The organism is Alloalcanivorax venustensis, from assembly GCF_047495515.1.
Lineage (GTDB): Bacteria > Pseudomonadota > Gammaproteobacteria > Pseudomonadales > Alcanivoracaceae > Alloalcanivorax > Alloalcanivorax venustensis.
On sequence record NZ_CP179934.1, the window covers coordinates 155,084 to 180,878 of the forward strand.

22 protein-coding genes and 1 tRNA gene are annotated in these 25,795 nt (G+C 65.7%); 15 read left to right on the forward strand and 8 right to left on the reverse strand.

Features of this window, described 5'->3' with window-relative positions; genetic code table 11:
* Positions 1 to 26: 26 nt before the first annotated feature.
* On the forward strand, positions 27 to 1,343 hold the full coding sequence (locus ACMG4O_RS00735; protein ID WP_142948222.1) for a S41 family peptidase: 1,317 nt from the start codon (positions 27 to 29) through the stop codon (positions 1,341 to 1,343).
* 18 nt (positions 1,344 to 1,361) lie between these two features.
* On the opposite strand, the gene ACMG4O_RS00740 is transcribed toward ACMG4O_RS00735, so the two are convergent.
* The 7 genes from ACMG4O_RS00740 to hisB form a co-directional block, all read right to left on the reverse strand.
* The gene (locus ACMG4O_RS00740) at positions 1,362 to 2,243 is read right to left on the reverse strand and encodes a bile acid:sodium symporter family protein (protein ID WP_142948221.1); all 882 of its coding nucleotides are present in this window, start codon (positions 2,241 to 2,243) and stop codon (positions 1,362 to 1,364) included.
* Between the two features lie 80 nt (positions 2,244 to 2,323).
* The gene (gene arfB, locus ACMG4O_RS00745) at positions 2,324 to 2,740 is read right to left on the reverse strand and encodes an alternative ribosome rescue aminoacyl-tRNA hydrolase ArfB (protein WP_142948220.1); all 417 of its coding nucleotides are present in this window, start codon (positions 2,738 to 2,740) and stop codon (positions 2,324 to 2,326) included.
* A gap of 22 nt (positions 2,741 to 2,762) precedes the next feature.
* Positions 2,763 to 3,209, reverse strand: coding sequence for a YaiI/YqxD family protein (locus ACMG4O_RS00750; RefSeq protein ID WP_142948219.1), 447 nt, complete (start codon positions 3,207 to 3,209; stop codon positions 2,763 to 2,765).
* Positions 3,210 to 3,227: 18 nt separating this feature from the next.
* Positions 3,228 to 4,001: an imidazole glycerol phosphate synthase subunit HisF gene (hisF, locus tag ACMG4O_RS00755; RefSeq protein ID WP_142948218.1), complete on the reverse strand. Its 774-nt coding sequence runs from the start codon at positions 3,999 to 4,001 to the stop codon at positions 3,228 to 3,230.
* Positions 3,998 to 4,780, reverse strand: coding sequence for a 1-(5-phosphoribosyl)-5-[(5-phosphoribosylamino)methylideneamino]imidazole-4-carboxamide isomerase (gene hisA, locus ACMG4O_RS00760; protein ID WP_142948217.1), 783 nt, complete (start codon positions 4,778 to 4,780; stop codon positions 3,998 to 4,000). Before hisA ends, hisF begins: the two co-directional genes overlap by 4 nt.
* 45 nt (positions 4,781 to 4,825) lie before the next feature.
* A complete protein-coding gene (gene hisH, locus ACMG4O_RS00765) occupies positions 4,826 to 5,470 on the reverse strand; it encodes an imidazole glycerol phosphate synthase subunit HisH (RefSeq protein WP_067608969.1) in 645 nt (214 codons plus the stop codon).
* Positions 5,471 to 5,487: 17 nt separating this feature from the next.
* A complete protein-coding gene (hisB, locus tag ACMG4O_RS00770; protein WP_142948215.1) occupies positions 5,488 to 6,093 on the reverse strand; it encodes an imidazoleglycerol-phosphate dehydratase HisB in 606 nt (201 codons plus the stop codon).
* A 90-nt stretch (positions 6,094 to 6,183) separates the two neighbouring features.
* Here hisB and ACMG4O_RS00775 point away from each other — a divergent pair, with 90 nt between their 5' ends.
* Entirely contained in the window at positions 6,184 to 6,486 is a 303-nt protein-coding gene (locus ACMG4O_RS00775; protein ID WP_142948214.1) for a PanM family protein, read from the forward strand.
* A gap of 190 nt (positions 6,487 to 6,676) precedes the next feature.
* Here the strand turns inward: ACMG4O_RS00775 and ACMG4O_RS00780 are convergent, their stop codons facing one another.
* Entirely contained in the window at positions 6,677 to 8,590 is a 1,914-nt protein-coding gene (locus tag ACMG4O_RS00780; protein WP_142948213.1) for a sensor histidine kinase, read from the reverse strand.
* 146 nt (positions 8,591 to 8,736) lie between these two features.
* Between ACMG4O_RS00780 and ACMG4O_RS00785 the strand changes: the two genes are divergently transcribed.
* The 13 genes from ACMG4O_RS00785 to ACMG4O_RS00845 all read left to right on the forward strand — a co-directional run bounded on the left by ACMG4O_RS00785 (position 8,737) and on the right by ACMG4O_RS00845 (position 25,766).
* The gene (locus ACMG4O_RS00785; RefSeq protein WP_414434180.1) at positions 8,737 to 10,962 is read left to right on the forward strand and encodes an AsmA family protein; all 2,226 of its coding nucleotides are present in this window, start codon (positions 8,737 to 8,739) and stop codon (positions 10,960 to 10,962) included.
* Positions 10,959 to 12,035, forward strand: coding sequence for an A/G-specific adenine glycosylase (gene mutY / locus ACMG4O_RS00790; RefSeq protein ID WP_370212303.1), 1,077 nt, complete (start codon positions 10,959 to 10,961; stop codon positions 12,033 to 12,035). The genes ACMG4O_RS00785 and mutY overlap by 4 nt, the downstream gene beginning before the upstream one ends.
* A gap of 22 nt (positions 12,036 to 12,057) precedes the next feature.
* Positions 12,058 to 12,342 carry an oxidative damage protection protein gene (locus ACMG4O_RS00795; protein ID WP_067612674.1) on the forward strand — a complete coding sequence of 95 codons (285 nt, stop codon included), beginning with the start codon at positions 12,058 to 12,060 and terminating at the stop codon, positions 12,340 to 12,342.
* Positions 12,343 to 12,392: 50 nt separating this feature from the next.
* Positions 12,393 to 12,468: transfer RNA gene (locus tag ACMG4O_RS00800), tRNA-Phe, on the forward strand.
* Between the two features lie 340 nt (positions 12,469 to 12,808).
* The gene (locus tag ACMG4O_RS00805) at positions 12,809 to 13,684 is read left to right on the forward strand and encodes a branched-chain amino acid ABC transporter permease (RefSeq protein WP_414434181.1); all 876 of its coding nucleotides are present in this window, start codon (positions 12,809 to 12,811) and stop codon (positions 13,682 to 13,684) included.
* A 6-nt stretch (positions 13,685 to 13,690) separates the two neighbouring features.
* On the forward strand, positions 13,691 to 14,788 hold the full coding sequence (locus ACMG4O_RS00810) for a branched-chain amino acid ABC transporter permease (protein ID WP_370203187.1): 1,098 nt from the start codon (positions 13,691 to 13,693) through the stop codon (positions 14,786 to 14,788).
* Positions 14,785 to 15,555, forward strand: a complete 771-nt coding sequence (locus ACMG4O_RS00815; protein WP_370209788.1) for an ABC transporter ATP-binding protein — start codon at positions 14,785 to 14,787, stop codon at positions 15,553 to 15,555. Before ACMG4O_RS00810 ends, ACMG4O_RS00815 begins: the two co-directional genes overlap by 4 nt.
* Positions 15,552 to 16,331 (forward strand): ABC transporter ATP-binding protein, encoded by a 780-nt coding sequence (locus ACMG4O_RS00820; RefSeq protein ID WP_214012434.1) that lies wholly within the window; start codon positions 15,552 to 15,554, stop codon positions 16,329 to 16,331. The genes ACMG4O_RS00815 and ACMG4O_RS00820 overlap by 4 nt, the downstream gene beginning before the upstream one ends.
* Complete coding sequence (locus ACMG4O_RS00825) at positions 16,331 to 18,145, forward strand: AMP-dependent synthetase/ligase (RefSeq protein WP_414434182.1); 1,815 nt, start codon at positions 16,331 to 16,333, stop codon at positions 18,143 to 18,145. Before ACMG4O_RS00820 ends, ACMG4O_RS00825 begins: the two co-directional genes overlap by 1 nt.
* A gap of 28 nt (positions 18,146 to 18,173) precedes the next feature.
* Positions 18,174 to 19,388, forward strand: coding sequence for an ABC transporter substrate-binding protein (locus ACMG4O_RS00830; RefSeq protein WP_414434183.1), 1,215 nt, complete (start codon positions 18,174 to 18,176; stop codon positions 19,386 to 19,388).
* A 258-nt stretch (positions 19,389 to 19,646) separates the two neighbouring features.
* Entirely contained in the window at positions 19,647 to 21,416 is a 1,770-nt protein-coding gene (gene atzF, locus ACMG4O_RS00835) for an allophanate hydrolase (protein ID WP_194854985.1), read from the forward strand.
* On the forward strand, positions 21,409 to 25,047 hold the full coding sequence (uca, locus tag ACMG4O_RS00840; protein WP_414434184.1) for an urea carboxylase: 3,639 nt from the start codon (positions 21,409 to 21,411) through the stop codon (positions 25,045 to 25,047). Before atzF ends, uca begins: the two co-directional genes overlap by 8 nt.
* The gene (locus ACMG4O_RS00845) at positions 25,044 to 25,766 is read left to right on the forward strand and encodes a GntR family transcriptional regulator (RefSeq protein WP_414434185.1); all 723 of its coding nucleotides are present in this window, start codon (positions 25,044 to 25,046) and stop codon (positions 25,764 to 25,766) included. The genes uca and ACMG4O_RS00845 overlap by 4 nt, the downstream gene beginning before the upstream one ends.
* The last annotated feature ends 29 nt before the right edge of the window (positions 25,767 to 25,795 follow it).

Here is a 25,795-nt window from a genome sequence, read left to right on the forward strand (position 1 = left end):
ATGATGCCCTTGGTCTGGGGAATTACATGCTGAAAACGTCTCACCCCCTGCTCCGCCGCACCGCACTGAGCGCCGCCCTGCTCCTCACCGTATCCGTCTCCGCCCCGACCCTGGCCGCCGACCCGGAAGTCGATGAGCAGGCCCGTCAGGACGGCGTGCCGGTCACCGAGCTGCGCGCCTTCGCGGAAGTGCTGGAGCGGGTGCGCGGCGCCTATGTGCAGGACGTGGACGAGAAAGAGCTGATCCAGGCGGCGATCCGCGGCATGTTGATGGAGTTGGACCCGCACTCCTCCTACCTGACCCCGGACCAGTTCGAGGACCTGCAGTCCACCACCAGCGGCGAGTTCGGCGGCCTGGGGCTGGAAGTGACCATGGAAGACGGCTTCGTCAAAGTGGTCTCGCCGATCGACGACTCCCCCGCCAGCCGCGCCGACATCCAGGCCGGCGACCTGATCCTCAAGATCGACGACACCTTCGTCAAAGGCCTGAGCCTGGCGGAAGCGGTGGAGCTGATGCGCGGCGAAGCGGGCTCGGAAGTGACTCTCTCGGTGCTCAGCGACGGCGACGAAAAGCCGCGCCCAGTGACGCTCAAGCGCGACCGCATCAAAGTGGAAAGCGTGAAAAGCGAAGTGCTGGAGCCCGGCTACGGCTACCTGCGCGTGTCCCAGTTCCAGAACAACACCGGCCACGAAGCCAAGAAAGCCCTCAACGAACTGAAAGCCGAAGGCGAGTTGAGCGGGTTGATCCTCGACCTGCGCAACAACCCGGGCGGCGTGCTCGGCGGCGCGGTGGAAATCAGCGACCTGTTCCTCGACTCCGGGCTGATCGTCTACACCCAGGGCCGCGAGAGCGAGAGCCGCAACGACTACAAAGCCAACCCGGGCGATGAGATCGAAGGCCTGCCCCTGGTGGTGCTGGTCAACGGCGGCTCCGCCTCGGCGTCGGAGATTGTCGCCGGCGCCCTGCAGGACCAGGGCCGCGCCGTGGTGGTGGGCACCCGCACCTTCGGCAAGGGCTCGGTGCAGACGGTGCTGCCGATCAGCGGCGACAACGCCCTGAAACTGACCACCGCGCGCTACTACACGCCGGACGGCCGTTCGATTCAGGCGGAAGGCATCGAGCCGGATATCCCGGTGCAGGTGTCCAGCGTCGAGCTGCTGAAGGACCAGCGCCCCCGCGAAGCGGACCTGCCCCACCACCTGCTCAACCAGGCGCAGAAGGAAGCGCTGGAGAAAGGCGGCGAAGAGCCCCTGGCCAGCCGCGACTACCCGCTGTCCCAGGCGCTCTCGATCCTCAAGGGCATCAACCTGGCGGAACGGCGGCGCGCCGACCGCCAGGAGTAACCCGCCCGAACGCGCCGGTCAGGACGTGACCGGCGCCCGGCCGATGCCCGTAAGGCGGGCATAGCCGATCATCAGGAAGCCGAACAGGAACATCATCACCCCGTACACCGCCGCCGGCACGGACATGGCGTCCGACTGCAGCAGGGTCAGGGTCACCATCAGGCCCAGGGTGCCGTTCTTGATGCCCAGCTCGATGGCCACGGTGAACGCCTGCGGCCGGCTCAGCCCGATCAGGCGGCCACCGAACAGACCCAGCCCCAGGCCGATCAGGTTGAGCAGTATCACCGCCGCGCCGCCCTGGCGCAGCAGCACCAGCGCCTCTCCGCCCAGGTCCACCAGCAGCATCACGATCACCGCCACCAGCACCAGCAGCCCGAACACGCTGACCAGCTTTTCGCCCTTCACCGCCCAGTCCTGGCGGAAATGACGGATGGTCATGCCGATGCTCACCGGCACCAGGATAATCACCACCAGGGTCAGGATGGTGCGCAGCACCGGCAGCTCCAGCACCAGATCGCTGTCACGGAAATGGCCCAGCGCCCAGCTGGTGAACATCGGCAGCGTTACCACCGTGACTAGGCTGGCGGCCACCGTCAGCACGATGGACAGCGCCACGTCGCCACGGCCGAGAAAGGCGAACAGGTTGGAGGTGGTGCCGCCCGGGCAGGCGGCGATGATCACCAACCCCACCGCCAGCGCCGGGGAAAGGTCCAGCGTCATCGCCAGGCCCACGCCCACCAGCGGCAGCAGCACGATCTGCGCCACCAGGCCGTAAACGGTGGCCCGCGGGGCGATCAACACTTCGCGGAAGTCCTTGGGGGTGAGGGTGAGCCCCATGCCCACCATGATGAGAAACAGGGCGGCGGGTAAACCGATTTCAACCAGACTGGCCTGATCCATGCTGCGCTCCTTTTTTATTATCGCAAGGAGCTTAGCCTACGGGGCCCGTGGCGGCGACTCTTGTACAGAGCGCTTGCCGGTCAGCCGTCGGTGGGCGGCTTGCGCAGCGCCTTGGTCTGGCCGTGGCGGGTCTTTTTGTCCATGCGCTTGCGCTTGGCGGCCTTGGACGGCTTGGTGGGCTTGCGCTTTTTCTGCTCCACGGTGGCGTCCAGGATCAGCGCTTTCAGCCGCGCCAGGGCGTCGTCCAGGTTCTTTTCCTGGGTGCGGAAGCGCTGCGCCTTGATCACCACCACCCCTTCGGTGGTGATGCGCCGGTCGGACCAGGCCAGCAGCCGCTCCTTGTAGAACTCGGGCAGCGACGAGGCGCCGATGTCGAAACGCAGGTGCACGGCGGAGGCCACCTTGTTGACGTTCTGGCCGCCGGCGCCCTGGGCGCGGATCGCCTGCCATTCGATCTCGGACTCGGGGATGGTCACATTGTTGGAGATTTTCAGCATGGGTCCTTCCTGGCCGGGGGAGTTACCGGGCTCGCGCGATAAAGCGGTCGAGCGCATTGGCGAAGGTCTGGACGTCGCTTTTGCTCAACGACGACGGGCCGCCGGTCTGCACCCCGGCGGAGCGCAGTTCTTCCATGAAGTCGCGGCGGCCCAGATGTTCGCGGATGCTCTCGCTGTCGTAAAGGGTGCCACGGGGGTTGAGCGCGGTGCCACCGCTCTCCACCACCCGGGCGGCCAGCGGAATGTCGCCGGTGATCACCAGGTCGCCGGGCTCGACCTGCTCGGCGATGTAATCGTCGGCGCGGTCGAAGCCGGCTTCCACCTGCACCGCGCGGAGGTGCGGCGAGCGCGGCTTGGGGATGAAATGATTGGCCACCAGGGTGGTGTCGATGGCGCGCCGGTCGGCGGCGCGAAACAGCACGTCGCGGATCACGGCCGGACAGGCGTCCGCGTCTATCCAGATCCGCACGTCAGGCCCCCGGCAGTATCACAGGCGCATCTCAATGCCGGCGCTGTGCATGTACTGCTTGGCCTCGGCGATGCTGTACTCACCGAAGTGGAAGATCGAGGCCGCCAGCACCGCGTCCGCGCCGCCCTGGATCACCCCGTCCACCAGGTGCTGCAGGTTGCCGACGCCACCGGAGGCGATCACCGGCACCGGCACCGCGTCGGAAATGGCGCGGGTCAGGGCGATGTCGAAGCCGTTCTTAGTGCCGTCCCGGTCCATGCTGGTGAGCAGGATCTCGCCGGCGCCGTAATCGGTCATGCGGCGCGCCCACTCCACCGCGTCGATGCCGGTGGGGTTGCGGCCGCCGTGGGTGAAGATCTCCCAGCGGTTGGCTTCGCTTTCGCCGCTCACCTTCTTGGCGTCGATGGCCACCACGATGCACTGGGACCCGAAACGCTCGGCGGCCTCGCGCACGAACTCCGGGTTTTTCACCGCCGCCGAATTGATGCCCACCTTGTCGGCGCCAGCATTGAGCAGGTTGCGGATGTCCTGGATGGTGCGCACGCCGCCGCCCACGGTGAGCGGGATAAACACCTGGCTGGCCATGCGCTCGACCATTTCCAGGGTGGTGTCACGGTCCTCATGGCTGGCAGTGATGTCCAGGAAGGTGATCTCGTCGGCGCCGGCCTCGTTATAGCGGCGCGCCACCTCCACCGGGTCGCCGGCGTCGCGGATATCCACGAACTTCACGCCCTTGACCACCCGGCCGTCGTCCACGTCCAGGCAGGGGATGATTCGCTTGGCTAGTGTCACTTTCGCACTCCACTACCGGTGGTGCCGGACATGCCCGGCCCCCGGGATTGCAGCTCGTCGGCCAGGGCCTGGCCCTGGGCGAAATCCAGGGTTCCCTCGTAGATGGCGCGGCCGGTGATGGCGCCGGTGATGCCCACGGTGCGCGCCCCGCACAGCCGGCGCACGTCTTCCATGTCGGTGATGCCGCCGGAGGCGATCACCGGAATGCTGATCGCTTCGGCAAGCCGCTCGGTGGCTTCCACGTTGACGCCCTGCAGCATGCCGTCACGGCTGATGTCGGTGTAGACGATGGCCACCACGCCGTCGTGCTCGAACTGGCGCGCCAGGTCCACCACGTCGATGTCGGTGACTTCGGCCCAGCCGTCGGTGGCCACTTTACCGTCCTTGGCGTCCAGGCCGACGATCACGTGGCCGGGGAACTGCTTGCACATGTCGCGCACGAACTGCGGCTCTTTCACCGCCTTGGTGCCGATGATCACCCACTGAACGCCGGCGTCCAGGTAGGCCTGGATGGTCTCGGCGCTGCGGATGCCGCCGCCGATCTGGATCGGCAGGCCCGGGTGGGCGCGGGCGATGGCGTTGACGATCTCGCCGTTCACCGGCTCACCGGCGAAGGCGCCGTTCAGGTCCACCAGGTGCAGGCGCCGCGCGCCCTGCTTCACCCAGTGGTCGGCCACCGCCACCGGGTCCTCGGAAAACACCGTGTCATCGTCCATGCGGCCCTGCTTGAGGCGTACGCAGTGGCCGTCTTTCAAATCGATGGCGGGAATCAGTTCCATGACGATCTCGCTTGTTTAACAGGCTGAAATAAGAGGACGCGGCGCTCAGGGCCGCCAGCGCAGAAAGTTTTCCAGCAGCTTGAGGCCGGCGTCGGCGCTCTTTTCCGGGTGGAACTGCACCGCGAACACATTGCGCTTGGCGACGGCGGCGGCGAACGCCAGGCCGTACTCACAGCGGCCGGCCATCTGCTCGTCGGGCACCCCGGTGGCGCAGTAGCTGTGCACGAAGTAGAAGCGGCTGTTGTCGTCGATGCCCGCCCACAGCGGGTGGTCGTTGACCTGCTGCACCTGATTCCAGCCCATGTGCGGCACCTTCAGCGGGCGCCCGGTGTCACCCAGGGGCGCGCCGAAAAACTGCACCCGACCGGAGAACACACCCAGGCAGTCGATGCCGTCGTTCTCTTCGCTGAAGTCCATCATCGCCTGCATGCCCACGCAGATGCCGAGCACCGGCTTGTAGGCGTCGATGGCGTCGAGAATCGCCCGGTCCAGGCCGGTTTCGGTGATCACCTTGATGCAGTCGCGGATCGCGCCGACGCCGGGGAACACCACCCGGTCGGCGGCGCGCACCTGCTCCGGGTCGCCGGTGATCACGATCCGCTGACCGTCGGCGGCCATCTTTTCCAGCGCTTTGCCGGCGGAATGGAGATTGCCCATGCCGTAGTCGACTACGGCCACGGTTTCGCTCATGGGGCGCCTCGAGTGGTTTACGGGTTTTCGGTGAGCGTGCCCTTGGTGCTCGGGGTCACGCCGTCCATGCGCGGATCCGGCTCCACCGCCATGCGCAGGGTGCGCCCGAACGCCTTGAACACGGTCTCGGCCTGGTGGTGGGCGTTCTTGCCGCGCAGATTGTCGATGTGCACGGTGATCATGGCATGGTTCACCAGCCCCTGGAAAAACTCATAGAACAGGTCCACGTCGAACCCGCCGATCATGCCGCGGGTGAAGTCCACGTGCATTTCCAGGCCGGGGCGGCCGGACAGGTCGATCACCACCCGCGTCAGGGCCTCGTCCAGGGGCACATAGGCGTGGCCGTAGCGGCGCACGCCCTTCTTGTCGCCCCAGGCGCGGGCCAGGGCCTGGCCCAGGGTGATGCCGATGTCCTCCACCGTGTGGTGGGCATCGATGTGCAAGTCGCCCTTGGCCTCAATGTCCAGGTCGATCAGACCGTGGCGGGCCACCTGGTCGAGCATGTGTTCCAGGAACGGCAGGCCGGTATCCAGCTTGCTCACTCCGGTGCCATCGAGATTCACGCTGACGCGAATCTGGGTCTCCAGGGTGTTTCGCTCCACGGTGGCGCGGCGTTCGCTCATCGGTACCTCCAGAAAACGGAACCCCGTATTATACGGCCCTCGGCGCCCCCTCACCAGCGCGGCGGCCATTTACCGGTTAGCGGAGACACTATGCCGATCAGTCTTGAATTTCATTCCCCCGACGCGGAACTGGCGCAACGCTTCAGCAAAGTGTTGCGCGACGACCCGGACTACGCCGCCGAACTGGGCCAGGCCCTGGACGCCGGGCGCCCGGTGGCCGCCGCCCATTTCAACGGCGCGCCGGTGGCGGTGGCGCTGCTCGACGGCGACACCCTGGCGTGGATGGTGGTACACCCCGCCACCCGCGGACGCGGCGTGGGGCGGGACTTTCTGCGGCTGCTGGAGAAACATCACGGCGGAGCGCTCGCCCTGCCGGAGAAATGCCAGCGCTAGCTCCTCAAGCCTCTTGGGGACCTCCTTGTGGGAGCGGGCCCTGCCCGCGAAAGGCGGCAACAGCCGCCGGCAGGATGCCAGAGACCTCACAGATTGCGCTTCCAATAGCCGTTTTTGGAATCCTGCCGGGCGGTTACACCGCCCTTTCGCGGGCGGGGCCCGCTCCCACAGGGAGATTCGCTCCCACAGGTCAGGCCAGCGGCAGCCGGATCACCAGGGTGAAGCCGCGATCGAGGCCGGCGCTTTCGGCCCAGATGCGGCCGCCGGCCTGTTCGATCATCACCCGCGCCATGGCCAGTGACAGGCCGTAGCCCTCTTCGTGGTGGCGCGAGCCCATCACGAAGAACGGCTCGAACAGGCTCTCCAGCTGGTCCGGGCCGGCGCCCCGGCCGCGGTCGCGGATGCGCAGCTCCGCTTCGCCCACCATCACCTCGCTGGTAACGGTGATCTCGCCGCCCGGCGGGCTGAAGCGGATGGCGTTATCCAAGGCCATGGCCATCACTTCCTGCAGCTCGGTCTCGTTGGCGCGCACGTACAGATTCGGCGAGATACGGTTGACCACCCTCAGCGCCAGGCTTTCCAGCGCCCGGGCGCGGGTGGCGAGCAGCGCGTCCAGCATCCACAGGGGCCGGCAGCGGGCCACCAGCGGCGGCGTGCTGCGGTCGGCCAGGTCGAAGTAGCGCAGCGAGGTGCTGACCATGCCCATCAGCCGCTCCTGCCCCTTGCGTACCAGCGCCCAGACATCGCTCTGGTCGGCGCCGGTTTCGCCGTCGTCCAGGGAATTGGCGGCGCCGATCCAGTTGATCGGCGTATTCAGCTCATGGCTGACGTACTGCAAAAATGTGGACTTGTCCCGGTTCATTTGCTCGATCTCTTCCACGTGCCGCTCCAGGTTCTCGCGCGCCTCCAGGAACAGCTGGTTGCGCTCACGCTCCAGGAAGCGGATGCGGTCGCCCAGCGCCAGGGACAGCATCATCACCACCCACAGGGCACCAAGATGGGGCAGCATGCTGATCACCGAGGCATAGGGGATCCAGTCCAGATTGCCGAGCACGAAGAAGAAAATCAGCACGAGGAACACGCACCAGGCCGCCACATACAGCCGCGCCGCCCGGTAGCCGCGCGACCACACCATCCAGCCCAGCCAGCTGAACAGCAGCACCGTGATCAGCACCAGCAGCGTGGACAGGTAATAGGACCAGGGCGGCGCGATCAGCAGCTGCACCACCAGCAACACGGCGACACCCGCCAGGTAGTGGCGGATCACCCGGTCATAGCGCGGGAAGCGCTGCTTGAGGCCGAGGAAGTGGCGCGAGTACATGGCCAGCGCCGGCGTGCAGATATAGATGCCCAGCCAGTAGTACTCATTGAGCCTGGGCACCTCCGGCCAAACGAACTGTAGCCCGAAGCCGTTGACGTTCAGGTTGAACACCGTGATGCCCACCAGGAACAGCACGAAATACAGGTAGACCGGCTCCTTGAGCGACAACGCCAGCAGCGCGTTGTAGACCACCATGATCAGCAGGCAGCCGTAGAACACCCCGTACAGCAGGATGTCCCGGTAGGTGTATTCCACCAGCCCGGCGGCGCTGTAGAGCATCGGCGACAAATTGATGGCGCCCTTGCCGCTGACGCGCACATAGTAGGTGTTGGCACCGGCCAGGTCGGTGTCGAGGGGGAAGATAAAGGCGCGGTGGTCCATCAGGCGCTGATCGAACGGCAGCGTGTCGCCCAGGTCCACCCGCCGGTAGCCGCCGTCTTCAGTGGGCGCGAACAGGCTGATATGGTCGAGGATCGGATAGCGTTCCACCAGGTACCAGCTCTGCCCCCGGACACGGCTGGTATCCAGGGTGAAGCGCAGCCAGATGGTGCTGCTGGTAAAGCCGAAATTGGGCTCGGTGGCGGTGTTGCGGACGAAGCGCCCGGAAAAGCGGTCGCTCACCTGGCTGAAATCCCAGTGCCCTTCGGGGTCCACCAGCACCTCCATGGAACGGGCCACGGCCACCTGCTCCTGGTCCGGCTGCGGCGTCACCACCGGCTCGGCGCCGGCCAGCGCGCACCACAGCAACCCTATGCAAACCAGGAAATTACGGAACTTTAACAAAACCGGCTCCCCAAAGAGCGATACTTATTATCATGCTTTATCATGCGTTCTAACCGTCGATCCCCGCCACGGTCTTCACGTTCGGTTGGGTACATTCTATTGCTATAATCCCGGCCCTCGGCCCGGGGCGCAAGGAGAGCTGTTCTATGGCACGCGCGATCAAAATTTTCCTCATCGTCATCGCCGCTCTGGTGGTCCTGCTGGCGGCGACCGTGTTCGTGGTCACCCAGGTGATCGATCCGAACGATTTCAAGCCGCAGATTCGTGAACAGGCCATGGCCCAGGCCAACCTGGATCTGGAGATCCCCGGCGACCTGGCGTGGCAGTTCTGGCCGTCGCTGGGCGTCAGCCTGGGCCGCACCGAGGCGCGCATCGCCGGCGAGGAAGAGCTGTTCGCGGGCATCAACAGCGCCAGCGTCGGCGTGGCGGTGTGGCCGCTGCTGTTCGGCCAGGTGGAAATGGACGGCGTCACCCTGGACGGCCTGGAAGTGAACCTGGTGGAAACCGCCGACGGCGCCAACTGGGAGAAGATCGGCCCGCAGGACGGCGCCGAGGAGGAGACCACCCCCGCCGAGGAAGAGCAGCCCGGCGAGAGCGGCGGCATGGACATCCCGCTGACCATTCCCAGCGTCGCCATCACCGACGGCAAAATCCGCTACCAGAACACCACCGACGGCACCGACATCCGCGTTGAGCACTTCAACTTCAACGCCCAGGACGTGAGCCTGGAAGAGCCGTTCCCGATGCAGATGTCCCTGCGCTACCAGGATCAGAGCGACATGCGCGTGGACCTGAACCTGGACACCACCCTGGCCGCCGATCTCGACAACAACCACTTCGTGCTCGACCCGATGACCCTGGACGCGGACATCGCCGGCATGACCACCAACCCGGTGAGCGTGCACCTGGAGCAGAAGCTGGACGTGAACCTGGACGAGGACCGCGCCCAGATCACCGACCTGCTGCTGGAAGCGGCCGGCACCCGCACCACCGGTAACGCCACCGTCACCGGCCTGACCGGCGAAATGAAAGTGGCCGGCCAGATCGACACCGAACCGTTCGACGCCAACGCGGCTCTGGAAGCGATCGGCGAGGAACCCATCGAGACCAGCGACGACAGCGCCCTCAGCAAGGTGGCCCTGAGCGCCACCCTGGACGGCCCGGCCAACAGCGTCATGGTCAACCCGCTCAAGGTGACTCTGGACAGCAGCACCCTGAGCGGCAAGGCCGGCCTGGAAAACCTGGAGACCGGCAAGATCGTGTTCGATCTGAACCTGGACAAGATCACCCTGGACGGCTACCTGCCGCCACAAAGCGACGAGGAAGACAGTGCCGCGGCCAGCGGTGCCGGCGGCGGCACCGGCGGCAAGGAAGGCGGCACCACCCAGCTCTCCGAAGCGGAGCTGATCCCGGTGGAGAGCCTGCGCCCGCTGCTGCTCGACGGCAGCCTCAAGATCGGTGAGCTGAACTACGACACCCTCCAGGCCAGCAACATCGTCTTCAATGTCGATGCCAAGGACGGGGTGCTGCGCCTCACCAAGGCCTCCGGCGACACCCTGCAGGGCGGCTTCAACGCCAGCGGCCGCCTGGACGTGTCCGGCAACACGCCGCGCATCAGCTTCAAGCAGAACGTGTCCAGCATGCAGCTGCAGCCGGTGGTCGCCATGGCCCTGGACAAGGACCTGGCGAAGGGCATCTTCTCCATGGACCTGGACTTCAGCGCCTCCGGCAACAGCGAAAAAGCGCTGGTCAATTCCGCCAAGGGCAACGCCAGCATGAATCTGGCCGACGGCACCGTGCGCGGCCTGAACCTGTACGGCACCCTGGTGGGCGGCGTCAACGACATGCTGGGCCGCTTCCAGGGCCTCAGCGCGCTGATCCCCAACCAGGAATCCGGCAAGCTGCCGGCGGCGCTGTCCGAGGACACCAAGATCATTGATCTGACCACCAAGGCCAGCCTCAACCAGCAGGTCGCCAACCTGGACAGCCTGGAAGCCAAGCTCGACAAGGGCACCCTCTCCGGTAACGGCTGGATGAACATGCTGACCCAGGAGTTCGACCTGAAAATCGGCATGCAGTCGCCGGAACTGGGCGGCAGCAAATACCTGGAGGACGTGACCTGGCCGCTGCGCTGTCAGGGCAGCCTGGCGGGCAGCCCGGCCAAGTGGTGCGGCCCGGACAAGGAAGGCTTCGCCAAGATCGCCCAGCAGGCCGCCACCAACGCGGCCAAGGGCAAGCTCAAGGAGAAACTGGGCATCGACGCGGAAGGCGACACCACCGAAGAGGTGATGAAAAACGCCGCCAAGAAGAAGGCCCAGGAAAAAATCGAGGAAGAGATGGGCGACAAGCTCAAGGGGTTCTTCAACCGTTGAGCACCGCCCCGGACCGCACCACCTTCAGTGATGCCGTGCTGGCCTGGTACGACCAGCACGGCCGTCAGGACCTGCCCTGGCAGCATCCGCGCACGCCCTACCGGGTGTGGGTGTCGGAAATCATGCTGCAGCAAACCCAGGTCAGCACCGTGATCGGCTATTTCCAGCGCTTCATGGACAGCTTCCCCGACGTGCACGCCCTGGCCGCCGCCGACGCGGACCAGGTGCTGCATCTGTGGACCGGCCTGGGCTACTACGCCCGCGCCCGCAACCTGCACAAGGCCGCCCGCCAGCTGGTGGACGAATACGGCGGCGACTTCCCGGACACCGTGGAGGAAGTGGCCACCCTGCCCGGCATCGGCCGCTCCACCGCCGGCGCCATCCTGGCGCAGAGCCGCGGCGTGCGCGCGCCGATTCTCGACGGCAACGTCAAACGCCTGCTCAGCCGCCTGCACGCGGTGCCCGGCTGGCCCGGCAAGAAGCCGGTGGAAAACCGGCTCTGGGAACTGGCCGAGCAGTACACCCCGGACCGTCGGCTGGCGGACTACACCCAGGCGGTGATGGACCTGGGCGCCACCCTGTGCACCCGGCGGCGGCCGGACTGCCCGGCCTGCCCGGTGGCGAACTGGTGCCAGGCGCGCGCCGACGGCAACCCGCAGGATTACCCGGGCCGCAAACCGGCCAAGGAAAAACCGGTGCGCCAGACCCGCATGCTGATCCTGCAGCACCCGGACGGCCGCGTCTGGCTGGAGCCGCGCCCGCCCAGCGGCATCTGGGGCGGCCTGTGGTGCTTCCCCCAGCTCGATCCCGACGACCGGCAACACACCGCCCTGGCCGAGCGCGGCCTGGACGCCCGCGACCAGGAAGCGCTGACCCCCTTCCGCCACACCTTCAGCCACTTCCATCTGGACATCGAGCCGCTGTTGATCCGGGTGGACACCACCGGCGCCGGTGTGCAGGATGCCGGGGGCCGCTGGATCAGCCCCGTCGACCCCGGCGAGCTGGGCCTGGCGGCACCGGTCAAAAAGCTACTGGAGCAGTTGCACGGCCCGCGACAGGCCGGCCTGCTCTAACCCGCATCGGAGGTGCACCGCCATGACCCACACCGTCTTCTGCCGCAAGTACCAGCAGGACCTGGAAGGCCTGGAAAAACCGCCCTTCCCCGGCCCCAAGGGCCAGGACATCTACGACAACGTGTCCCGGCAGGCCTGGCAGGAATGGCTGCAGCACCAGACCCTGCTGATCAACGAGAAGCACCTGAACGTGATGGACCCCAAGGCCAAGGCCTTTCTGGACGAGCAACGTGATCGCTTTTTGAACAACGAAAGCGTCGAAAAAGCAGAGGGTTACGTTCCTCCCACAAAAGACGCCAACCAATAGCCAAGCGCGCTTGACGGGGCCGGGTCGAGTCGGTTTAATACGCGCCCAACGCCCGGATAGCTCAGTCGGTAGAGCAGGGGATTGAAAATCCCCGTGTCGGCAGTTCGATTCTGTCTCCGGGCACCAGACGCAAAAAAGCCCCGCCAATCGGCGGGGCTTTTTTATGTCCGCCAGCGGCATAAGCGGACCCGCCCCGCGACGTGTGCGGAGTTGTGCGAGCGGGCCTCGCCCGCGAAAGGGAGCGAAGCTCCCGGCAGGATCCCAGAGCCCTTCCCAACCCTGAAAGGGTCCACTAAATTGCCTTAAAATCCCGCTGGCACCCTCCAAAAAAATCTCCCCATCCCCTGTCAATGACCGAATTAAAGCAATTACATTTTACCCGCTGGTGGGAATGTAAAACTTCGGATAGTCTCAGGGGAATTACACAAAAAACGCCAACAAGAATAAGCCCCGGGAGAGAGGCACCATGGATATACTCCAGCTGCTGGTCAGCGGGATAGCTAACGGCTGTATCTACGGTTTGTTGGCGCTGGGTTTTGTTTTGATCTACAAGGCGTCGGAAGCGGTCAATTTCGCCCAGGGCGACATGATGATGCTGGGGGCCTTTCTCGGCATCACCTTCATCAACGCCAGCTACGCGGATCTGCCCTTCCTGATCGGCATCACCCTTGCCGCTCTGCTGCTCGGTCTGTTCGGTTATTTGCTCGACCGCTTCGTGCTGCGCGCCATCTTCGGCCAACCGCAGTTCGCCATGGTGATCCTCACCATCGCGCTCGGCTTTCTGATGCGCTTTTTCGCGGGCGTGATCTGGGGCCACGACCCCACCTCCCTGGAAACCCCTTTCGTCGGCCAGGTCTGGATGCTGGGTGAGCTGATGATTCCGGTGGTCGACGCGCTGATCATTCTCACCACCGTGGCGCTGACCACGGTCCTCTACTTCTTCTTTGCCCGCACCCGCCTGGGCGTGGCCATGCAGGCCAGCAGCCAGAACCAGATGGCGGCCTACTACATGGGTATCCCGGTGAAGCGCATCAACGCCATCGTCTGGGCCCTGTCGGGCGTGGTGGCGGCCATCGCCGGGGTGCTGTTCGCCGCCAAGGGCGCGGTGGAGCCCTCGGTGGGGCTGCTGTTCGGCATCAAGGCGTTCGCGGCGGCGGTGATCGGCGGTCTGGGCTCCCTGCCCGGCGCCCTGCTGGGCGGTCTGCTGGTGGGCATCGTGGAACCGTTCGCCGGCCGCTTCCTGCCCGAGGTCGGTCAGATCGCCCCCTACCTGCTAATGCTGGTGGTGCTGGTCTTGCGCCCCGGCGGCCTGTTCGCTCAGATCAGCCAGAAGAAGGTGTAGGCCCTCATGAGTAACCGTTTCAAAAGTCGCTACGACGACGATATCAACCTGTTTGAAGGGCGCTGGCACCTGGCCCAGTACGCCCTGCTGGTCGCGCTGCTGCTGGCCGCGCCCTGGCTGCTGGGCACCTACTACCTCGGCGAACTGACCGCGGTGCTGATCTGGTCCCTGGCCGGCCTGGGCCTGATGCTGATCAGCGGCCATACCGGTCAGGTCAGCCTCGGGCACGCCGCCTTCATGGCGATCGGCGCCTTCACCAACCTGGCGCTGATGATGCGCGGCTGGCATTTCATTCCCGCGCTGCTGGCCAGCGCCGTCACCTCCGGGGTGCTGGGCGCGATCATCTCCCGGCCGATCCTGCGCATGAGCGGGATCTACCTGGCCATCGCCACGCTGGCATTGAGCATCATCATCGAGGACGTCTCGATTATCGCCGAGCCGATCACCGGCGGCGTGGCCGGGCTGTTCGCGCCGCCCATCGATATGTTCGGGCTGAAGATCGATCGCTACACCAGCCCGGCGGCCTTCTACTATCTGTGCCTGACGGTGCTGGTGATCGTCACCCTGGGCTATCTGAATCTGCTGCGCAGCGCGTCCGGGCGCTCGTTCCTGGCGGTGCGCGACAGCGAAGTGTCCGCCCGCGCCCTGGGCGTCAACGTGGCCCGCGCCAAAACGCTGTCGTTCGCGCTGTCCTGCGCCATGACCGGCCTGGCCGGCGCGCTCTACGCCCACCTGGCCCAGGCGGTGAACTACGAAAGCTTCCTGGTGCTGATCTCCATCACCCTGCTGCTGCAGGTAGTGATCGGCGGGCTGGGCTCGGTGCACGGCGCCTTCTTCGGCGCCATCGTGGTGGTGCTGCTGCCGCAGAGCATCGCCATGCTGCGCGACTTCCTTAACAACACCGCCGGCATTTCCATCGCCGCCTACCCGGGCATGGACACCGCCCTGTTCGCCCTGCTGATTCTGCTCATGGTGATCTATGAGCCGCGCGGCCTGTACGGCGTCTGGTTCAAGGTGCGCACCTGGCTGCAGCTGTTTCCGCTCTACCGCAAGGGCATGTTCCGGCGCACACGTACCTACCTGAAAACGGAGCGGCAACGATGAGTCTGTTACAGGTTAAGGATCTGTCCATTTCCTTCGGTGGCGTGAAAGCCGTGGACGGCGTCAGCTTCGACGTGGAACCCGGCGAGGTATTCACCCTGGTGGGCCCCAACGGGGCCGGCAAGTCCACCATCTTCAATCTGATCAGCCGCCTCTATGAACCCGGCGGCGGGCGGATCATTTTCGACGGCCAGGACATCACCGGCCGCCCGGCCCACGACGTGGCCGGGCTGGGCATCGCGCGCACCTTCCAGAATATCGAGCTGTTCGACCATTCATCGGTGCTGCAGAACCTGCTGATCGGCCGCCACTGCCGCCGCGATACGCGCTGGTTCGAAGAGTTGTTTTTCCTGCCCAAGGTACGGCGCAGCGAGCGCGAACACCGCCGTCAGGTGGAGGAAGTGATCGACTTTCTCGACCTGGCCGCCTACCGCGACAAGCTGATCGCCGGCCTGCCCTACGGGGTGCGCAAGGTGGTGGAAATGGCCCGCGCCCTGTCCAGCGAGCCCAAGCTGATTCTGCTCGACGAGCCGGCCTCCGGTCTGAGCGTGGAAGAAACCCAGAACATGGCCTGGTGGATCGAGGATATGCAGAAAGACCTGGGCCTCACGGTCCTCATGGTGGAGCACGATATGAGCCTGGTATCCCGCGTCTCCAACCGGGTACTGGCGGTGGCGGAAGGCCGACCGCTGGCCATGGGCACCGCCGCCGAAGTGCAGGCAGACCCGAAGGTGATCGAAGCCTATCTGGGCACGGAGGAAACCGCATGAGCGATGCCTCCCCACTGCTGCAAGTACAGAACCTGGAAGCCTTCTACGGGCCGGTGATGGCCCTGCGGGGCGTGTCCATCGACGTCTTCGAAGGCAAGGTGGTGGCCATTCTGGGCGCCAACGGCGCCGGCAAGACCACGCTGATGAAAACCATCTCCGGCACCCTGTCGCCGCGCAAGGGCAGCATCAGCCTGGCCGGTGAATTCATCCAGGGCAGCGACCCGGACAAGCTGGTGCGGAAGGGCATCGCCCATGTGCCCGAGGGCCGCGAAGTGTTCCCGTTCCTCAGTGTGGAAGAAAACCTGAGCATGGGCGCCTATACCCGCCGCGACAAAGCGGAGATCCGCCACGACATGGAAATGGTCTATGACTATTTCCCGATGCTGCTGGAGCGGCGCAACCAGCCCGCCGGCACCCTGTCCGGCGGCCAGCAGCAAATGCTGGCCATCGGTCGGGGGCTGATGTCGCGGCCGTCGCTGATGCTGCTGGACGAGCCCTCCCTGGGCCTGTCGCCGCTGCTGGTGCAGGAAATCTTCGAGATCATCCGCCGCCTCAATAAAGAGCAGGGCGTAACCCTGCTGCTGGTGGAGCAGAACGCCCGGGTGGCCTTGAACACCGCCGACCACGGCTATGTGCTGGAAACCGGCCGCATTGTCATGGACGGCAGCGCCCGGGACCTGCTCGCCAGCGACGACATCCAAGAATTTTATCTGGGCCAGTCGGCGGGGGATGACCGACCGGAAAAACGCTGGAAACGAAAGAAGACCTGGCGCTGATGATGACTGCAACCGAAACCACTCCGACCCTTCTCCACGGTTGCGACACCGTGGTCAAACTCTGGCGCCAGCAGTGCCTGGAACGGGGCGAGCGCATCGCCCACCGCGAAAAGGACCTGGGCATCTGGCAGAGCTACAGCTGGCGCGACTACTACGAACACGCCCGCGCCATTGGCGTGGCATTGCTGTCGATGGGCCTGGAACGGGGCCAGCCGGTGTCGATCCTCAGTGAGGACAATAAGGAATGGCTCTACTGTGATCTGGGCATCGCCGGCGCCGGCGGTATCAGCAACGGTGTCTACACCACCGACAGCGCCGAGCAGCTCGCCTACCTGGTCAACGACAGCGGCTCCGCGTTCCTGTTCGTGGAGAACGACGAACAGCTGGACAAGTACATGACCGTGCGCGACCAGGTGCCCACCCTGAAGAAAGTGATCGTGTTCGACCGCAAGGGCCTGCGCGATTTCCAGGACCCCATGGTGATGTTCCTGGATGAGCTCTACGAGCTGGGCAACGGCATCGCCGACGCGGAACAGCAGTTCAGCGCCAGCATCGAGCAGAGCCGGCCGGACGACATCCGCATGCTGATCTACACCTCCGGCACCACCGGCGCCCCCAAGGGCGCCATGATCAGCCATCAGAACGTGCTGTTCCAGATGGCCGCCGGCGAAGCGCTGCTGGAAGCCCGCCAGGAAGACGATCAGCTTTGCTTTCTACCGCTATGCCATATTCTTGAGCGGTTGGTGTCGGTGGAAGTGCCAATCTATAAAGGCTGCACCGTCAACTTCGCGGAAAGCCCGGAAACCGTGTTCGAAAACCTGCGCGAAGTGTCGCCGCATACCTTCGCCGCCGTGCCACGCCTGTGGGAAAAGATCTACAGCTCGCTGATGACCCTGCGCGACGAAGCCACCGGCTTCGGCCGCTGGTGCTTCGACCACGCCCTGGCCGCCGGCCGGGCCTGGCACTGCGAAAAACAGCGCTCGCCGCTGAACGCCGTGCGCTATCAGTTCTGGAACCTGTTGGTGCTGCGCAATGTGCGCGACCTGATCGGCATGTCACGGCTGCGCCGGGGCACCACCGGCGCCGCGCCTATTTCACCGGACCAGATACGCTGGTTCCGCGCCCTGGGCGTGCCCCTCTATGAAGGCTACGGCATGACCGAGACCACCGGCGTGGTGTCGCTCAACAGCCGCGAGCGGGAACAGGTGGGCAGCGTCGGCGAGCCCCTCCCGGAGACCCAGGTGCGCATCGCCGACAACGGCGAAGTGCTGGTGCGCGGCGGGCATGTGTTCGCCGGCTACTGGCGCAAGCCGGAAAAAACCGCCGAGGACATCCGCGACGGTTGGCTGCACACCGGCGACGTGGGCCGCCTGGAAGACGGCATGCTCACCATCACCGGCCGCCTCAAGGACATCATCATCACCGCCGGCGGCAAGAACATCACGCCCGCGGAAATCGAGAGCCGGCTGAAATTCTCGTCCTATATTTCCGATGCGGTGGTGATCGGCGACAAACGCAAATACCTGACCTGCCTGATCATGATCGACCAGGAAAACGTGGAAAAGTACGCGCAGGATCGTCAGGTGCCATTTTCAAACTTCGCGTCCCTTTGCCGTGCCAAAGAGGTGGTCGATCTGATCGACGGCATCATCAAGGACGTGAACAAACAATTCGCCCAGGTGGAACAGATCAAGTATTTCCGCCTGATCGATGTGCTGCTCACCGCCGAGGATGAGGAGCTGACCGCCACCATGAAGTTGAAGCGTTCCTTCGTGGAGAAAAAACACAAACACCTGATCGATTCCATGTACTAATTGTCCGCGTACGATAGGAGAGTGCATCATGAAGAAGCTCTGTCTGGCTGCCCTGGCTGCTGTAAGCCTGCTGGGTTGCAGTGATACCAAGGAAGAAGAAAAAACCGCTGAAAAAGCCGCCGAGCCGGTTCGCGGCGTCACCGACACCGAGATCAAACTGGGCGGCATGCACGATCTGTCCGGGGTGTTCGCGGCGTTTTCCTCACCCGCCGTCCAAGTGGCGAACGACATGTTCGACGAGGTCAACGCGGAGGGCGGCATCCACGGCCGCAAAATCCGCTACATCGTCGAAGACCACGCCTACCAGGTGCCCAAGGCCACCCAGGCGGTGAACAAGCTGGTCACCCGGGATGAAGTGTTCGCCATGCTGATGAGCCTGGGCACGCCCCATAACCTGGCGGCGTTCCCGGTAATGGACAGCAACAACGTGCCCAGCATTCTGCCGCTGGCGCTGTCCCGTCCGATGGAAACCGAAGGCGATTTCTCACGCCGCTTCGTGTTCGGCCCCAGTTACTACGAAGGCGTGCTCAAAGGCGCCAGCTGGATGGCCGACGAGTACGACATGGAAAAAGCCTGCGTGATGTACATTCCGTCCGACTTCGGTGAAGAAGTGAACCAGGCCATGAAAGACGCCGCCGAAGAGAACGACGCCCTGGAACTGGTGGAAAGCAGTTCCCACCGTCCGGACGAAAGCGACTTCAGCGGCACCCTGGCGCGCCTGCGCGACGCCGGCTGCGAACTGGTGGGCGTGGCCCTGCCGATCCGGCCGATCATCACCGTGGTCGCCACCGCCAAGCAGATGGGCTGGGACGACGTGAAGTTCCTGGTCTCCCAGGCCGGCTTTCACTCCGCCGTGGCCGCCGCGCCGGGTGGTGTTACCGAAGGCCTCTACGGCGTGTCGCCCTGGCAGGACATCGTCAGCCGCATGAAGGACGTGCCGGAAGCCAAGGAGTGGGCCGATCAGTACAAAGAGGAATACGGGTCCGTGCCCAGCGGCGGCGCCGTGCTCGGCCGTGTCGGCGCTGAAGTGACCATCGAAGCGCTGCGCAAGGCGGGCCCGGATCTGACCACCGAATCGTTCCTGGCCGCCATGGAGTCCCTGGACTTCAGCGACCCGGTCACCGGCGTGGACATCAAGATGAGCGCCGACAACCACCGTGCCGGCAACGACATCATTCTCTCCAAGGTGATCGACGGCATCTGGGAGCCGGTCACCACCCTGGAAGATTCCGTCTCCGAGTAAGCCTCCGCCCGGGGCGTCCCGCGACGCCCCGGCATCAACCGGCGCCTCCCCGGAGGCGCCGCGTTCCTGGCGCCAGACGCCCAACAATCGGGCAAACGCCCCACAACGATGCAGCCCGGCGCTGCCCGACGCCTCTGCCGGCCTTCCCCTTCTAGCGAAAAACACCCTCTTTTTCAGTGATTTAGACACCGCGCCCCACGCTGGCACCCGCCTTGCACTGATCGGCATACCCACTGGTATACAACGAGGTATGCGATCGTGCTTGGCTGGACCATCGATCAATGGCGCGCCGCCTACCGGAAAAAGAACGTCACTCCGGTATCGGCCATGAAAGCTCTTTCCGCTCAGCTGCAGGACAGCGAGCGGGCCCTCTGGATCCACCTGCTGGACGAGTCCAGCCTGCTGGCCCAGGCGGAGCGCCTGAGTGATCCCAGCCTGCCGCTGTACGGCGTGCCGTTCGCGGTCAAGGACAACATCGACGTGGGCAGCCTGCCCACCACCGCCGCCTGCCCCGCCTACACCTACACCGCCAAGGAAACCGCGCCGGCGGTGCAGGCGCTGCTCGACGCCGGCGCCATCCTGGTCGGCAAGACCAACCTGGATCAGCTCGCCACCGGCCTGGTGGGGGTGCGCTCGCCCTACGGCGAAGTGCCCAACCCGTTTAACCCGGACTATATCTCCGGCGGCTCCAGCGCCGGTTCGGCGGCGGTGGTCTCGCTGGGCCTGGTACCGTTCGCCCTGGGCACCGACACCGCCGGCTCCGGCCGAGTGCCGGCGGCGTTTACCAACACCGTCGGCCTCAAGCCCACCAAGGGCAGCATGAGCACGCGCGGCGTGGTGCCCGCCTGCCGCACCCTGGACTGCATCAGCGTGTTCGCGCTGAGCGTGGAGGACGCCCAGAACGTCTACGACCTGTTCCGCGGTTACGACGAACTGGACGGCTACGCCCGCCCGGCGCCGCAGCCGCTGCCCGCCGCCCTGCCGGAACGGCCGCGCCTGGGCATTCCCAAGGACACACCCTGGTTCGGCGACCAGCGCGCCGCCGCCGCCTGGCAGCGCCACCTGGAAGAGCTGGCGGAAATCGCCGAGCTGATTCCGCTGGATACCGGCGTGCTGCGCGAAACCGCCGAGCTGCTCTACCAGGGCCCCTGGGTCGCCGAACGCTACACCGTGGCCGAGCCGTTGCTGGAAAAAGACGCGCTGCTGCCGGTGATCCGCGATGTGATTCTACCCGCCAGAGACATGAGCGCCGCCGACGGCTTCCGCGCCCAGTACCGCCTGGCCGATCTGCGCCGCGAGGCCGATCAGCTGATGGCGAAGGTGGACGCCCTGGTGGTGCCCTCCACGCCGGGCATCCATACCCGCGCGGCGGTGGCCGAGGAACCGGTCAAGCTCAACAGCCAGCTCGGCACCTGGACCAACTTCGTCAACCTGCTGGATATGTGCGCCCTGGCCCTGCCCGGCGGCTTCCGCGACGACGGCCTGCCGGTGGGCGTCACCCTGATCGGCGGCGCCTGGCAGGACGGCGCCCTGGCCGAGTTCGGCCGCCGCTGGCAGCGCCACCGCCCCTGGAAGGCCGGCGCCACCGACAACGCCCTGCCCGTCCCGGCGGAGCCGGAAGCCGGCAGCGACGACGGCATGGTCACCGTGGCGGTGGTGGGCGCCCACCTCACCGGCATGCCGCTCAATCACCAGCTCACCGACCGCGGCGCCGTGCTGCTGGAAAGCACCCGAACCGCGCCCTGCTACCGGCTCTACGCCCTGGCCAACACCACGCCGCCCAAGCCCGGGCTGATCAAGGGCGCCGACGGCGCCGCCATCGAAATCGAACTGTGGAAGCTGCCGGTCAGCGAATTCGGAAGCTTCGTGGCGCTGATCCCGGCACCGCTGGGCATCGGCACGCTGGAAACCGAGGACGGCCGTCAGGTGAAAGGCTTCATCTGCGAAGGCTGGGCCATCGACGACGCCACCGACATAACCGCCCTTGGGGGGTGGAGGCACTACATAAGAGGTTTGAGCAATGCATAAAAAAGGGCTAAGCAAAGTTCTGATCGCCAACCGGGGGGAGATCGCGGTACGCATCTGCCGCACGCTCAAGGAAATGGGCATCGCCTCGGTGGCGGTGTACTCCGACGCGGACCGTAACAGCCAGCACGTCGGCGCCGCCGACGAAGCGGTGGCGCTGGGCGGCCAGACCGCCGCCGAGAGTTACCTGCGCAGCGAGCTGATTCTGCAGGCCGCCAAGGACACCGGCGCCCAGGGCATCATCCCCGGCTACGGCTTTCTGTCCGAGAACGCGGACTTCGCCGAAGCCTGCGCGGAAGCCGGCATTCAGTTTATCGGCCCGACCCCGGACCAGCTGCGCCGCTTCGGCCTCAAGCACGAAGCGCGCGCCCTGGCGGAAGCCGCCGGCGTACCGCTGGCGCCGGGCACCGGACTGCTGCAAAGCCTGGACGAAGCGAAAAGCGCCGCCGCCGAAATCGGCTATCCCATCATGCTGAAAAGCACCGCCGGCGGCGGCGGTATCGGCCTGAGCCGCTGCGACAACGAGCAGGAACTGGCGGACGCCTTTGAATCGGTGAAACGCATGGGGGAAAACTTTTTCTCCGACAGCGGCGTCTTCATCGAACGCTTCGTGGCCCGTGCCCGCCATGTGGAAGTGCAGATCTTCGGCGACGGTCACGGCAAGGTGCTGGCCCTGGGCGAGCGCGAATGCTCCCTGCAGCGCCGCAACCAGAAAGTGGTGGAGGAAACCCCGGCGCCCAACCTGCCCCAGGCCACCCGGGAACAACTGCACGCCAGCGCCGTGCGCCTGGGCGAGTCGGTGAATTATCAGTCCGCCGGCACCGTGGAATACATCTACGACGACGAACGCGACGAATTCTATTTCCTGGAAGTGAATACCCGCCTGCAGGTGGAGCACGGCGTCACCGAGGCGGTGTTCGGCGTCGACCTGGTGGCCTGGATGGTGATGCTGGCCGGCGGCGAACAACCGCCGCTGGACGCCGACTACCGGAGCCGTGGCCACGCCATGGAAGTGCGCATCTACGCCGAGGACGCGCTCAAGGATTTCCAGCCCAGCCCCGGTGAACTCACCGAGGTGTCGTTCCCGGACGACATCCGCCTGGACGGCTGGGTGGACACCGGCACCCAGGTGAGCCCGCACTACGACCCGATGCTCGCCAAGGTGATCGTGCACGGCGACGACCGCCCGGCGGCGCTGAAGAAAATGCAGGACGCCCTGGCCGCCACGCGGCTTTCCGGCATCGCCACCAACCTGGATTACCTGCGCCGCATTCTGATCGACCCGAACGTGGTGGAAGGCAAGGTCTCCACCCGCTACCTGGAAAGCTTCCAGTACACCCCCACCGCCTTCGAGGTGGTGGAGCCGGGCACCTACACCACGGTGCAGGACTACCCCGGCCGCGCCGGCTACTGGGACATCGGCGTGCCGCCGTCCGGGCCCATGGACGATTACGCCTTCCGGCTCGGCAACCGCATTGTCGGCAACCACGCCAGCGCCGCCGGCCTGGAGGCCACGCTGGTGGGCCCGTCGCTGAAATTCCACAGCGACACCGTGGTGGCGCTCACCGGCGCCGCCTGCGACGCCACCCTGGACGGCGAGCCCGTACCCATGTGGCGGCCGGTGCCGGTGCAAGCCGGCCAGACGCTGGCCACCGGCAAAGCGTCCAGCGGCTGCCGCACCTATATCGCGGTGCGCAACGGCATCGACGTGCCCGACTACCTGGGCAGCAAAGCCACCTTCGTGCTCGGCCAGTTCGGCGGCCACGGCGGCCGCACCCTGCGCAAGGGCGACGTGCTGTCGATCTGCCAGCCGCAGCTGGCCGGCTGCCCGACGCCGGCGCCGGACCATGAGCCGGCCCCGGCCCCCGAGGCGATGATTCCGGACTACCCGCAACAGTGGGAAATCAAAGTGCTGTACGGCCCCCACGGGGCGCCGGACTTCTTCACCGAAGAGGCCATCGAACAGTTCTTCGAAGCCGACTGGCAGGTGCACTACAACTCCAACCGCCTGGGCATCCGCCTGGTGGGCCCCAAGCCGAGCTGGGCGCGCACCGACGGTGGCGAGGCCGGGCTGCACCCGTCCAACCTGCACGACAACGAATACGCCATCGGCTCGATCAACTTCACCGGCGACTTCCCGGTGATCCTCACCAAGGACGGCCCGAGCCTGGGCGGCTTCGTCTGCCCGGTGACCATCGCCAAGGCGGAGCTGTGGAAAGTGGGCCAGCTCAAGCCCGGCGACAGCATCCGCTTCACGCCCGTCGCCTTCGCCGAGGCCCTGGCGCTGGAACAGGCCCAGGACGCGGCTATCGAAAAGCTGGCGCCGGTGCCGGTGGTGTCGCCGGATCTCCACGACGCGACCGATCCGGCGTTCACCTCCGCCACCATGGTCGCCGAGCTGGACGCGGCCGGCCATGTGCCGCGCATCACCTACCGCCAGGCCGGCGACAAATACATCCTGATCGAATACGGCGACAACGTGCTGGATCTGGCCCTGCGGCTGCGCGTGCACGCGCTGATGGAAAACCTTAAAGACCAGCCGGTGCCCGGCATCCTGGAACTGTCCCCGGGCGTGCGCAGCCTCCAGGTGCACTATGACTCGCGCCTGCTGGATCAGGCCGGCCTGGTGAAGGCGCTGCTGGAGCGTGAAAAAGCTATCGGCTCCGTGGACGACATGGAAGTGCGCTCCCGGGTGCTGCACCTGCCACTGGCGTTCGAGGACAGCGCCACCCTGGACGCGGTGCAGCGCTACCAGGAGACCATCCGCTCGGACGCGCCCTGGCTGCCCAACAACGTGGAATTCATCCGCCGCATCAATGGCCTGGACAGCACCGAGCAGGTCAAGGACATCGTCTTCAAGGCCAGCTACATGGTGCTGGGCCTGGGCGACGTTTACCTGGGCGCGCCCTGCGCCGTGCCGGTGGACCCGCGCCACCGGCTGATGACCTCCAAATACAACCCGGCGCGCACCTACACCGCCGAGGGCACCGTGGGTATTGGCGGCGTCTACATGTGCATCTACGGCATGGACTCGCCGGGCGGCTACCAGCTGATCGGCCGCACCCTGCCGATCTGGAACAAACACCTTAAGAACCGCCAGTTCCAGCCCGGCGAACCCTGGCTGCTGCGCTTCTTCGACCAGGTGCGCTACTACCCGGTGAGCGAAGCGGAACTGGCCGGCATGCGCGACGCCTTCCGCGAAGGGCGCCTGGAAGTGGAGATCACCGAGGAGACCTTCAGCCTGGCCGAGCACCGCCGCTTCCTGGAGAGCATCGAGCCGGAAATGGAAGCCTTCCGCGCGCACCAGCAGGCCGCCTACCGGGAAGAAGTGACCCGCTGGCAGAACGAAGACGAACAGATCGAATCCGCCTTGATGGGCAGCAGCCCGGACATCGGCGACGTGGACGGCCACCTGGTCAGCGCCGAGATCAGCGGGAACGTCTGGAAGCTGCTGGTGGAAGAGGGCGCCAGCGTGGAAGCCGGCCAGACCCTGGTGATCGTGGAAGCCATGAAGATGGAATTCGAGATCACCGCCAGCGTCGCCGGTACCGTCACCGGGCTGCACTGCAAACCCGGCACCGTGATCAACGCCGGTGACCCGGTGGTGGTGATCGACACGGAGAGCGCGGCATGAAGATCGGGCTCAAGAGCGGCCGCGGCGAGAACCTGGCCGAGCGCATCTACCGGCAATTGAAGAAAGACATCTTCGATTTCCGGCTGCTGCCCGGCGACCGCTTCAGCGAAAACGAAATCGCCGAACGCATGGGCGCCTCGCGCACCCCGGTCCGCGAAGCCCTGTTCCGGCTGGAGCGCGAGACCTATGTGCAGGTGCTGCAGCGCAGCGGCTGGCAGGTGAAACCGTTCGACTTCGACTACTTCGAGGAGCTCTACGACGTGCGCACCGTGCTGGAATGCGCGGCGGTGCGCCGGCTGTGCGACCTGCAGCAGCCGGAGATCCTGCTCGAGGACCTGATGCGTATCTGGCGGGTCCCGCCCGCCGAACGGCTGCGCGACGTGAGCACCCTGTCCGGCCTGGACGAGCGCTTCCACGAAACCCTGGTGGAGGCCGCCGGCAACACCGAGATGGCGCGCATCCACCACGACCTTACCGAACGGCTGCGCATTATCCGCCGCCTGGATTTCACCAAGCCGCCGCGGGTCGACGCCACCTACGACGAGCACGGCCGCATTCTCGACGCCATCGCCCATCACCGCACCGAGCAGGCGCTGATGATGCTCAAGGCGCACATCGAGACCAGCCGCAACGAAGTCAGAAAAATCACCCTGCACATGCTGCACGAAGCGCGCGCCAAGGGCCGTGAGCCCGAAGCCGCCGATAACAATTTCCAGTGAGACCTAACCATTTACGGATCGGAAAAGAG